General features: G+C 43.2%; 9 protein-coding genes. 6 read left to right on the top strand and 3 right to left on the bottom strand.

Going from position 1 to position 11,656, the window contains the following annotated elements; genetic code table 11:
• Nucleotides 1-41 precede the first annotated feature (41 nt).
• Together ribBA and I3255_RS00930 are read right to left on the bottom strand one after the other, a co-directional pair.
• Nucleotides 42-1,154 carry a bifunctional 3,4-dihydroxy-2-butanone-4-phosphate synthase/GTP cyclohydrolase II gene (ribBA, locus tag I3255_RS00925; protein ID WP_201601721.1) on the bottom strand — a complete coding sequence of 371 codons (1,113 nt, stop codon included), beginning with the start codon at nt 1,152-1,154 and terminating at the stop codon, nt 42-44.
• A 327-nt stretch (nt 1,155-1,481) separates the two neighbouring features.
• Nucleotides 1,482-2,771, bottom strand: a complete 1,290-nt coding sequence (locus I3255_RS00930; RefSeq protein ID WP_238036020.1) for a replication-associated recombination protein A — start codon at nt 2,769-2,771, stop codon at nt 1,482-1,484.
• A gap of 429 nt (nt 2,772-3,200) precedes the next feature.
• Between I3255_RS00930 and I3255_RS00935 the strand changes: the two genes are divergently transcribed.
• Together I3255_RS00935 and I3255_RS00940 are read left to right on the top strand one after the other, a co-directional pair.
• Nucleotides 3,201-3,734, top strand: coding sequence for a type IV secretion protein Rhs (locus I3255_RS00935; RefSeq protein WP_238036022.1), 534 nt, complete (start codon nt 3,201-3,203; stop codon nt 3,732-3,734).
• Between the two features lie 151 nt (nt 3,735-3,885).
• Nucleotides 3,886-4,812, top strand: coding sequence for a hypothetical protein (locus I3255_RS00940; protein ID WP_238036024.1), 927 nt, complete (start codon nt 3,886-3,888; stop codon nt 4,810-4,812).
• Nucleotides 4,813-4,943: 131 nt separating this feature from the next.
• On the opposite strand, the gene gltA is transcribed toward I3255_RS00940, so the two are convergent.
• Nucleotides 4,944-6,224 (bottom strand): citrate synthase, encoded by a 1,281-nt coding sequence (gltA, locus tag I3255_RS00945; RefSeq protein WP_238036026.1) that lies wholly within the window; start codon nt 6,222-6,224, stop codon nt 4,944-4,946.
• Nucleotides 6,225-7,253: 1,029 nt separating this feature from the next.
• On the opposite strand from gltA, the gene sdhC reads away from it, so the two are divergent.
• The 4 genes from sdhC to I3255_RS00965 all read left to right on the top strand — a co-directional run bounded on the left by sdhC (nt 7,254) and on the right by I3255_RS00965 (nt 11,178).
• Nucleotides 7,254-7,640: a succinate dehydrogenase, cytochrome b556 subunit gene (sdhC, locus tag I3255_RS00950; RefSeq protein WP_075105828.1), complete on the top strand. Its 387-nt coding sequence runs from the start codon at nt 7,254-7,256 to the stop codon at nt 7,638-7,640.
• Nucleotides 7,641-7,660: 20 nt separating this feature from the next.
• Entirely contained in the window at nt 7,661-8,047 is a 387-nt protein-coding gene (gene sdhD, locus I3255_RS00955; protein WP_227511562.1) for a succinate dehydrogenase, hydrophobic membrane anchor protein, read from the top strand.
• A 356-nt stretch (nt 8,048-8,403) separates the two neighbouring features.
• Complete coding sequence (gene sdhA / locus I3255_RS00960) at nt 8,404-10,254, top strand: succinate dehydrogenase flavoprotein subunit (protein ID WP_238036028.1); 1,851 nt, start codon at nt 8,404-8,406, stop codon at nt 10,252-10,254.
• 213 nt (nt 10,255-10,467) lie between these two features.
• On the top strand, nt 10,468-11,178 hold the full coding sequence (locus I3255_RS00965) for a succinate dehydrogenase iron-sulfur subunit (protein ID WP_058023969.1): 711 nt from the start codon (nt 10,468-10,470) through the stop codon (nt 11,176-11,178).
• The last annotated feature ends 478 nt before the right edge of the window (nt 11,179-11,656 follow it).

Raw genomic sequence — 11,656 nt, forward strand, 5'->3', positions numbered from 1 at the left:
TTTTTTTATGACTGTGTCTTAGTCAATCTTTTAAACAGGTTTTAGTTGTCTTGCGGGGCGTGCACAAAATCTACAACATTTAGGTCGAAACCTGATAACGCATAAAACTTCATGGGTGATGACAATAGACGCATATCACGAACGCCTAAATGACGTAATATCTGTGCGCCGACTCCAATACTGCGATAAGGCTGCTGGGTGATGGTCGATTGCGATTCATTATTCGCGGCTTGCTCTAATGCATCCCCTAAATCGACGGGTTGATGATTACCAACCCAGACCAAGACACCGCGCTCTGAGGCACTGATCTCTTCTAATGCTGACTGTACGCTCCAGCCGCTACGACCTGTCATGTCATTTTTGGCAGCAAATAAATCACGTAATGGGTGGAAACCATGAACACGTACGGTACTGACACCTTCGCTCACATCACCTTTGACCAATGCTAAATGAGTTTCTTCAGCACCAAACTCACGGAAGCGATGCAAAGTAAAGGTGCCGTGCTCAGTTTCGAAAGGACGGGTTTCAACTTCTTCTACGGTTTGCTCATTGGCAATACGGTAGTTGATGAGGTCAGCAATCGTGCCCATTTTGATGTTATGTTCTTTGGCAAATATCTCGAGGTCATCACGGCGCGCCATGGTGCCATCAGCGTTGATAATCTCTACAATCACTGCGGCAGGCTCTAAACCCGCCAGTCTAGATAAATCGCAACCCGCTTCTGTATGACCTGCACGGTGAAGAACGCCGCCGTTTTGTGCCATGATAGGGAAAATATGCCCAGGCTGCACGATGTCTTCTGGCTTCGCTGCCGATGAAACCGCTGCCTGAATAGTACGAGCGCGATCAGCAGCAGAGATACCAGTGGTAACGCCTTCAGCGGCCTCAATCGACACCGTAAAGTTGGTGCTAAATTTTGCCTCATTGCGATCCGACATCAGCGGTAGCGCTAATTGCTGGCAACGCGCTTGTGATAGCGTCAAGCACACCAAGCCGCGCGCGTGGGTGATCATAAAGTTAATGTCTTCAGGACGAACATGCGTCGCTGCCATGATGATATCGCCTTCGTTTTCGCGGTCTTCATCATCCATCAAGATGACCATTTTTCCGGCACGAATGTCTTCGATAATCTCAGGAATCGTATTTAAACTCATAGTAAGTCTCAATATTTTATTATTAATAAATATGTGTGATTTGGAATATAAAGTGTTGTCTGCCTATTGTAGCAGTAGTTGGTATCACGCGCTGTTGCTGTTGAGCAAATCACATGACCATCACAGTAATCAAATATAGAAGTAGTTCATGACTTTTATATATCATTCTAAATACATTTTAACGGTTTTTACCCCAGCGTGCTGACACAAAGCTGAACTATCACGCTTAGTCTTTTAAAAATAGGGTTAAATATTATTAATGGCTCATACGTGTCATTTCTAAATATTTTTTGCAAAGTTGGGTGTTATCTTTGGTCATTACTGGTTTTAGTCATTACTGGCGGTTTGGTTTTTTAACCACTCCATAAACTGTTTGCTGTGCTGCTCGCGTTGATTATCTGCAAACTCGTAAAAACTCGTACCTGCTAAATTATCTGGTAAGTAGCTCTGAGGGTAGTAATGGTTAGGATAATCGTGCGGATAAGCATACCCTTGACCGTAGCCTTGATTGCGCATCAGTTTGGTCACGCCATTGCGCAGATGTAGTGGCACAGGGGAGGCGTCTTTTTCTGCCAACGCCATCGCTGCGTTGATCGCTTTATACGTGCTGTTACTTTTGGCACTGGTGGCAAGATAGACCACGACTTGCCCTAGGATAATACGTGCTTCTGGCATACCGATAGATTGCACACTGCGCAAGGCTGCATCAGCAAGGAGTAGGGCGTTTGGATTGGCATTGCCGATATCTTCACTGGCCGAAATCACCAATCTGCGAGCAATAAAATCGGCAGGCTCACCGCCAACGAGCATCCGCGCCATCCAATAAAGCGCTGCGTCAGGATCTGAGCCACGTACTGATTTGATCATGGCTGAGATGATATCGTAATGCTGCTCGCCATCTTTGTCATAACGTACCAATGCGGTCTGCGCTACTCGGCTGACCAATTCGTCATCGATGATTATTGGTGACTGTTTGGCATCAGCCGTTTGAATCGCCAGCTCTAATAAATTTAGCGCTTTTCTCGCATCACCGTGAGCCAGTTGGCTGATAGTATCTTGTGCTTGCAAGTCGATGGTGAGTTTTTTGAGTACATGGTCTTCCGAGAGCGCCCGCCGTAATACCGCGCTGATTTGCTCAGGCGTTAACGGCTCTAAACGATACACTTGGCAACGTGACAAGAGCGCGTTATTGACACTGAATGAGGGATTTTCTGTGGTGGCGCCAATCAGCGTAATATCACCAGATTCTACCGCGCCCAATAATGCATCCTGCTGCGCTTTATTAAAACGATGAATCTCATCGATAAACACCACAGGTGACTCAAATGCCAGTGAGTCTTTACTATCCAAGACTTCGCGCAACTGCTTGACCCCAGTATTCAATGCTGAGAGTGCGTGAAAAGGTCTATTAACCGCATCAGCCAATAACATCGCAATTGTCGTCTTACCGATACCTGCTTCGCCATGCAAAATAATAGACGGCAGATGCCCTTGCTCGACCAAACGCCGTAAAGGTGCGCCAGTGGCCAAAAGATGCTCTTGACCGATAATAGTAGCGAGAGAAGCAGGGCGCATACGCTGGGCAAGAGGGGTGTCGGCATGAAAGTTAGGCGGCATAAGTTTCTCTATTGAAAAATTAAAAAACGGTCCATTGGCTACAAGGGCGGACATTGAGAGATTTTATAGTCAAATCTAAATAACGACATACTAGTCTACAGTTATCATTTCTATTGAAGTGAAAAGCGTTTGTTTGCTTGGCATGATTCTCGCAGCAACTTCGCCATGATAATTTCGCCATGACAATGAGTATTAGACATCAGTAGTCAAAGTAGGCTAATTTATAAATAGGGTACTTGCTATAAATGACACACGCTAGGCTAACGCAAAAATATGTTAATGAAAGCTAACGAAGCGTATAGCTTATGTCCTCAGCACTTTAGTTTTAATGATTCATCCATATTAACGGTTCAATGATAATGATCAGAATGGTCGATCACATAACATTTATTATCACTGGCCTAGCAAATATAAGGTATTACATTGACAATGTCTGGACAATCTCTCAAGCGTTTGTTGAATCGATATTCACGCAGCAGCGCAAAAAAACAGCAGTCGCGTTATCTGACAGTTGGTGAGATCGCGTTGGCGCGCTTGGTATTCGGTGACAGTCTCAAATTAGATGAAGTACGACTAAAAACTACCTGGTGGGTTCTCAAAAACTATGCAGTAAGTCCAAATGGTAATATTTACTTTAATCCAGCCGATTGGATCGATGATTTTAGTGCGGCTTCGCTGGGCAAGCAGAGCTGGCTCATTCACGAGCTCACTCACGTGTGGCAGCTACAGCAAGGATTGAAAGTCGTACGCGGTGCCCTTATCGATCGGCGATATGACTATGTACTAGAGACAGGCAAGTCATTTTTTGAATATGGTATCGAGCAGCAGGCGCGCATGGTTCAAGATTATTTTGTTCGTCATCAGCGTGGACAAGATTGCCAAGATTTAGAGGCCTGTATACCATTTTTGACTATAAATACCCTTACTGACATAAAAAATACTAACCACGCTTCTAGCGCTTAGTTTTGCTCTGATATAGGGTGAGCTACCAATCGATATTATGCTTCTATCATGACTGATAGGTTAGCAAGGTCTCTGACGGTAATCAAATAGCGCCGGCCCGACACTATTTTAGCTTTTTATATTTTTGCTTTATTAAAGGATACGTACTCTCATGCTTCGACTTTTGCCAGTAAAGCCTAATATTGATACTTCTGCTAGCTCAGATCTGGCTGCAGTAGCGCTAACGGGCGTACTATTTCTAACCGGCTGTCAGCAGCAAGCTGACGCACCGCCTGTACCAGATGAGACCCAGACAACTGAAAAAACAAGCGAAGAAGACAGTCAACCAATGCAGCAAAGTGATTCTGCTGCGGCACGTATAGAGCAGTTTCAACCTATTTATGTTGCGCAAGCACAAGGACTACAGCGTCGATTACAAGCGGAGTATGAGTCACTGCAAGCGGCAGATGCTTCAGATAGCGAAGAGTCGCTATTACTCAACATGCCTACGAACGATGCCAATAAAAGTACTAATAGCAATAGTGATATCGCAAATGATACCGCGCCTACAGGTAGGGCCAATCCCGAACCATTACCAGCTGATAGTCCAGTAGAAGCTAATGCTACCAGTGAGGAAGGTTCGAATGCAGAGATGAATACAAGTACCGAAGTTGGTGAGCGTGATTTGACTGTGCTAAAGCGTATCAGCCTTGAGCCGCGTAAGCCTGTAATACTGACCGAAGAGCAGATCATCGAGCGATATCAGCAAACGATGGCAGCGTTATATCAGCCTGTGACTACGCCACTCAGCGCAGAGGATTCTGATACGCTGATCAATATAGCGACCTTAGTACCTCAGCTGTTTGAACATGCAGAGATTGCAGGAAGGGTCAGTGCAAAAAGCCCCGCGCTGGCTCGGTTGATTATTCAGCACCAAGTATGGGAGCAAATAGAAGCGCAGCAAGTAGTTGATATGCAGCAAATGAAGCAACAACAGCAGCAAGAATTTGAAACGCTCATGACCAAATTCAACGATACTATTAAAGGATATGACGAGCAGATTGCTAAATATGAGCAGACTTTGAAAGAGTTTCAATAACGGTTTAAATGATACTCATAGTAATGAGTTTGCCAATAATTGGATGAAATGTATTCAATAGCATCTATCCCATAGCAACAAAAAATCCCGCACGATGGCGGGATTTTTTATTATAAAGATACTATTTTTGCTTACTTACGGTCTTCAACTTTCACAAAGTCACGGCGCGTTTCACCAGTATATAACTGACGTGGGCGACCGATCTTGTATGGTGCGCTGTGCATCTCTAACAAATGGCTGATCCAACCTGAGGTACGAGCCAATGCAAAGATTACCGTAAACATTGATGTTGGAATACCGATGGCTTTTAGGATAATACCAGAGTAGAAATCAACGTTCGGATATAGGTTACGCTCAATGAAGAACGGGTCTTCTAAAGCAATTTTTTCGAGTGCCATTGCCAATTCAAGCTTAGGATCGTTGATACCAAGTGCTTCTAATACCTCATCACAAGTCTCTTTCATGACTTTTGCACGTGGATCGAAGTTTTTGTAGACACGGTGACCAAAGCCCATTAGCTTCACTTCACGGCTTTTCACTTTTTCCATGAATTCAGGCACGTTTTCAACCGTACCGATTTCATCAAGCATCTCTAGTACAGCTTCGTTTGCGCCGCCATGTGATGGACCCCAAAGGGCTGCAATACCAGCAGCGATACAGGCATAAGGGTTTGCACCGGTAGAACCTGCTAGGCGTACTGTTGACGTAGAGGCGTTTTGCTCATGATCAGCATGCAAAGTAAAGATTTTGTCCATTGCACGAGTGATGACGTCGTTTGTCTTATAGTCTACATCAGCAGGAGTCGCAAACATCATGTACAAGAAGTTCTCAGCGTAGCTAAAATCGTTACGCGGATACATGAACGGTTCGCCTTGTGAGTATTTATAACTCATCGCCGCAAGCGTAGGCATCTTAGCAATCAAACGAATAGCTGTAATTTCACGATGCTCTTCGTTACTGAGGTCTAGGTTGTCATGATAGAACGCTGATAGCGCACCAACGACACCAACCATAATAGCCATTGGATGCGCGTCACGGCGGAAACCTTCAAAGAATTTACGCAATTGATCATGAACAGCCGTATGTTCACGAATTTTTTCAAAAAAATCGGCTTTTTGCTCAGCGTTAGGTAGGTCGCCATTCAACAACGCATACGCCACTTCTAGGTATTCAGCATGGTTTGCTAACTCGTCGATAGGATAACCGCGATGCAATAATTCGCCTTTACCACCATTGATATAAGTAATTTTTGATTCAACAGGAGCAGTTACTTTGAAACCAGGGTCATAAGACCAAAATCCTGATTCTTGCAAAGCAGCAACATCGATAACTGGGCGCCCTAGAGTACCTTCAATAATAGGAAGTTCGTATTCTTCACCATTCACGGTTAGTTTGGCATTAGTATCAGCCATAAATTGCTCTCCATTGTTTTTGATTTGTTAGAATAAAATTACTGCAGACGTACACCTCACGTCATCATTGGTCAAACGGTAGAATGTGTTTAACTCGTTTAATACGCAAGGTATATTAGCAGCAATTACTTGTGATTTGAAAAAACTTTTATTGACCATGGGTCCAATTGGCACGGCCTAGCGGTGGCTGTTCGCTGTAATTTTTGTATCAAAATATGTCTGATTGGTTATTTTGCGCCAAACTTTCTGTTTATCAAAAATATTTACAACGTCAATATTGACGTTATATTTTTGGGTTTATCGCAAAAACACAGCAGAATTTTCGTAAAAAACGAGGCTAAAAACAGACAGGGCATGAGCAGTAGACAGGTTAAGTGCCGATCATAATTGTCAGAGGTAAGCGTTTTCCACATTTAGTATTGCATATATCTATTCGTTTGTTAATTAAGTGTGTGCCTTCATTACTTCAGGGATAAATTTGTAATTATTGCCCAGTCATTTTATAATTGTAGGAATTAACTGGCACTAGCTTTGTGCGAATTGATAAGTGGTCATGATATAGTGTTGTCTAGAGCTTACTTTATACATGCTTATTTACGATTGTCTGGTGTTTTGATAAACCAAACCGAATTCTGTGGTTTAAATGTTCTTGTTAACCGCTCTATTTTTAGATGCTCAGCACCAGTATTTAGTGCTCAGCACAAGGCTTATTTTGATAGAGAAGACATATTAACGTTGTCTGGCTATTCATACGACCAATAAAAATAGACTGGTTAGTCGATCTTACTCATGTTTATTTTCTTTGTTGTATAATAGATAGGTTGTTTTGTAGGCCTGTCAGCTCGACAAGCGACACTAAACAGCTTATCAATACCTTATATACATGATTCTTTCTTCATATTTAGCACAAACTAAAAGAAGTCAGCTAGCTCTTCCTTACTTTATTCGTCTCGTGTGTTGCTCGATGCTCAACTGACACCATTTTTGTCAAGCGTTGATAGCAGATACAGGAGTATAACCGCAAAAAGGATGCCCGCTGTGAAAAGCAACCGACCTATTGATCTGCCTCTAAGCCAAGTGATTAGCGTTAATCGCTCACCGATCGCAATCGCCTCTATTTTGCATCGTATCTCTGGCATTATTTTATTCTTATTAATTCCTGTAATGCTGTGGCTATTACAGAACTCATTGGCATCGCCTGAGAGTTTTGAGACCGTATTTGACAACGTACTTGTGCGCTTTTTAGCATGGATATTTGTTGCCGCCATCGCATATCACTTCGTGATGGGTATCAAACATTTATTTGCTGATATGGGCATGAACGAAGAGCTAAAATCTGGCCGTACCGCCTCTATGGTCAGTTTTGTCATTGCAGCGATTTTAGTTGTCGCGTCATTTATATGGGTGATGTTCTAATGATTAAAAATGATTCAGGAATCAAAAGTGCTACTGGTCTGACAGGTTCAGGCTCACGCGATTGGATTATTCAGCGTATTAGTGCTGTTGTTTTAGCCGTTTATAGTGTGGTGTTGCTGGGCTTCTTTTTGACCCATGGCGATGTCACGTATCTTGAGTGGTCATCCTTCATGACTAGCCTGCCAATGCGTTTGTTCAGCTTAGTTGCTGTACTGGCATTAGCTGGCCATGCTTGGGTGGGAATGTGGACAGTATTTACTGACTATATTACGACAGGCAAACTGGGCTCAAGCGCAGCAGGTTTACGTTTAGTGCTACAGTCATTGATGATTATCGCTATTTTAGTATTTCTATTTTGGGGCATCATGATTTTTTGGGGTAACGGCTTTAGTGTCGTTGCTGTTTAGTCATTGAGTGACCAGCTTTAATATTGACATAAGTATCTATATATAAAACGGATGCGCGCAGCTGGTATGTCAGCTGATAGAGCAGTTTAAAAGTGTCCGTTGATAGCCAAAAATAGTCATAGCATTGAACCAACAGCGCCCACTATTTAGATTGTCGCTGAATGAGTAACAAGGTTGAGCAGGTTTGGTTCAGTATAACGATAGATATGCAAATTAAGTGTTCAAAGACTGTTATATCATCTTCTTTAATAAGTGCATGTGACGGCCAAATAAAAGCCTTTAAACCTGCAATAAGAAGATTTTAAAACACGCTTTTCATTTACTTATAAGCATTAACAGGCATTAGGAAAACCGTAATGGCAACTAGACAAGACAATACCATTAGTAATATTAAGACCCTAAACTACGATGCAGTTATCGTTGGTGGCGGTGGTTCAGGTATGCGCGCTTCATTGCACTTAGCGGAAGCGGGTATGAAGGTTGCAGTCCTGACCAAAGTATTCCCAACACGTTCGCACACGGTTGCCGCTCAGGGTGGTATCGGTGCAAGTTTGGGCAACATGAGCAATGACAACTGGCACTTTCACTTTTATGATACCGTTAAAGGGTCAGATTGGTTAGGTGACCAAGACGCTATCGAGTATATGTGCCGTGAAGCGCCAAAGGTAGTCTATGAGCTTGAGCACATGGGCATGCCGTTTGACCGTAACGAAGACGGTACGATTTATCAGCGTCCATTCGGCGGTCATACGTCGAACTATGGCGAAAAAGCGGTACAACGTGCTTGTGCTGCTGCTGACCGTACAGGTCACGCACTACTGCACACGTTATATCAGAAAAACCTACAGCAAGGTACTGAGTTCTTCATCGAGTGGATTGCGCTTGACTTGATCAAAGACGAAGCGGGTAACATCAACGGTGTTATCGCCCTTGAGCAAGAGACAGGTACTGTTGCGGTATTCCAAGCACCAGTAACTGTCCTAGCAACAGGTGGTGCAGGTCGTATTTTTGCCGCTTCTACCAACGCTTATATCAATACTGGTGACGGTATTGGCATGGCAGTTCGCGCTGGTATCCCACTACAGGATATGGAGTTCTGGCAATTCCATCCAACGGGCGTTCATGGTGCAGGTGTACTACTAACTGAAGGTTGCCGTGGTGAAGGCGCTATCTTGCGTAACAAAGATGGCGAAGCTTTCATGGAGCGTTATGCGCCAACCGTGAAAGACTTGGCACCACGTGATCTAGTATCGCGTTCTATGGACCAAGAAATCAAAGAAGGTCGTGGTTGTGGCCCGAATGCCGACCATATCGTCATGGATATGACGCATTTGGGTGTTGACACTATCATGAAGCGTCTACCGTCAGTATTTGAGATCGGTAAAAACTTTGCCAACGTTGACATTACTAAAGAACCTATCCCAGTGATTCCAACCATTCACTACATGATGGGTGGTATTCCAACCACTATCCATGGTCAGGTAATCGTGCCGGATCTAGAAGCGGGTACTGATGAAGACGGTTTATATGCTAATGGTAACGTCGTTAAAGGCCTATATGCTATTGGTGAATGTGCGTGCGTGAGTGTGCATGGTGCCAACCGTTTGGGTACCAACTCACTACTTGATTTGGTCGTGTTTGGTCGTGCTGCTGGTAAGCACATCGTTGATGAGTTCCATCAAAACGATCATAACTACAAACCACTTGATCCGCATGTACTTGACATCACGGTTGGTCGTTTAAACAAATTGCAGCAATCAACATCAGGCTACAATGCACAAGACGTGGCTGATGAGATTCGCGCCACCATGCAGACACATGCCAGTGTATTCCGTACGCAAGCCATGATGGATGAAGGCGTTGAGAAAATTTTAGCGCTGGGTGAGAAAGTCGAACAAATTCATTTGGGTGATAAATCACAAGTCTTCAACACTGCTCGTATCGAAGCGTTCGAAGTGGCAAACCTATACGAAGTAGCAAAAGCAACGATGATATCAGCTGCTAGTCGCCACGAAAGCCGCGGCGCGCATAGTGTCTCTGATTATGATCGTCCAGAAGATGATGACTACGCACCAAACGGTCGTAATGACCACGATTGGATGAAGCATACTTTATGGTATTCTGAAGGCAACCGTATCATTTACAAACCAGTTCGCAAAGTGCCACTGACTGTTGATTATATCGAACCAAAAGTTCGCGTCTATTAATTTTAGACTATGCGCTCGATATAAACAGAAAGCTTAAACGTTTTATCCCTTATTAATTTATTAAAAAGGTGACCGCCAGCTACATGCTCATAGGAGTGCTACTAGGCTATTAATTGATATTCGATATTTGATTATCAGTAGTGATTGATAGCCAGCACTCACATGTTGCAATCTTTGTATGCCCGCCATCACCTACGTGTGGAGTTTAGCATTATGAGCCGAGGTACTCGCACCATCGAAATCTATCGCTACGATCCTGATGTGGACGCAGCCCCACGCATGCAAACTTATACGATTGAACTACTTGATTCAGATCGTATGTTGCTTGACGTGCTATTACGCCTAAAGAAAGAAGATGAAACAATCACTTTCCGCCGCTCTTGCCGCGAAGGTATTTGTGGTTCTGATGGCATGAACATCAACGGCAAAAATGGTCTAGCATGTCTAATCAACATGAACACGCTACCAGAAAAAGTAACCGTTCGTCCGTTACCTGGTTTGCCAGTGGTTCGTGACTTGGTTGTTGATATGAACCAATTCTACGAGCAATACGAAAAAGTACATCCGTACTTAATCAATGATCAGCCAGCACCGCCAACTGAGCGTTTGCAGTCTCCTGCTGAGCGTGAAAAACTAAATGGTCTGTATGAATGTATTCTGTGTGCATGCTGCTCAACGAGCTGCCCATCTTTTTGGTGGAACCCTGATAAGTTCTTAGGTCCATCAGCATTACTACATGCGTATCGCTTTGTTGCTGATAGCCGTGATGGTGACACGCAAGCACGTTTGGCGCGTCTAGACGATCCGTTTAGTCTATTCCGTTGCCGCGGTATTATGAACTGTGTGTCAGTTTGTCCGAAAGGCTTGAACCCAACCAAGGCGATCGGTCATTTACGTAATATGTTGATTGATCAAGCTGGTTAATGGTTTGTAATTGTTTTGATTATTATTGATGGCATAAAAAAACACCACCTATTCGTAGGTGGTGTTTTTGTTAGCCAAAATCACTGATTGTTGTAGTGTTAATTTTCTGATCACTATTGTTCGAAGTAGGCTTCTGTCTGCAGCAATGAATAACCTATACCAAATAGGTAGAACAAAAAGTCTAGTAGATTGGTGAACAACAGGACGTTAGTCTATCCGTAAGTCTGTATAGACGATACGTTGGTCATATGTAAGAAAACATATTATATAAACAGTCAATCTATACAATCAGATACAAGTAAAGTTTGGTATAATTGCATCCTGAACTTGATCAAACATTGCGAAGTTTGTTTTGGGTACATTAGAAGTAGCGTCTATACGGGCTATTGCATTAATACAATAAAACGTTATGTATACAATAACGATGCTTCTATAATTGATAATAGATATTCATTATGTAAATACTTAGTATTGAACA

This window comes from Psychrobacter sp. Ps6 (assembly GCF_022129235.1).
Taxonomy (GTDB): domain Bacteria; phylum Pseudomonadota; class Gammaproteobacteria; order Pseudomonadales; family Moraxellaceae; genus Psychrobacter.

Excerpts from the sequence above, each read along its gene's own strand:
- ribBA (WP_201601721.1), bottom strand. The coding sequence starts at position 1,154 with ATGAGTTTAAATACGATTCCTGAGATTATCGAAGACATTCGTGCCGGA.
- I3255_RS00930 (WP_238036020.1), bottom strand. The coding sequence starts at position 2,771 with ATGCCGCCTAACTTTCATGCCGACACCCCTCTTGCCCAGCGTATGCGC.
- I3255_RS00935 (WP_238036022.1), top strand. The coding sequence starts at position 3,201 with ATGTCTGGACAATCTCTCAAGCGTTTGTTGAATCGATATTCACGCAGC.
- I3255_RS00940 (WP_238036024.1), top strand. The coding sequence starts at position 3,886 with ATGCTTCGACTTTTGCCAGTAAAGCCTAATATTGATACTTCTGCTAGC.
- gltA (WP_238036026.1), bottom strand. The coding sequence starts at position 6,224 with ATGGCTGATACTAATGCCAAACTAACCGTGAATGGTGAAGAATACGAA.
- sdhC (WP_075105828.1), top strand. The coding sequence starts at position 7,254 with ATGCCCGCTGTGAAAAGCAACCGACCTATTGATCTGCCTCTAAGCCAA.
- sdhA (WP_238036028.1), top strand. The coding sequence starts at position 8,404 with ATGGCAACTAGACAAGACAATACCATTAGTAATATTAAGACCCTAAAC.
- I3255_RS00965 (WP_058023969.1), top strand. The coding sequence starts at position 10,468 with ATGAGCCGAGGTACTCGCACCATCGAAATCTATCGCTACGATCCTGAT.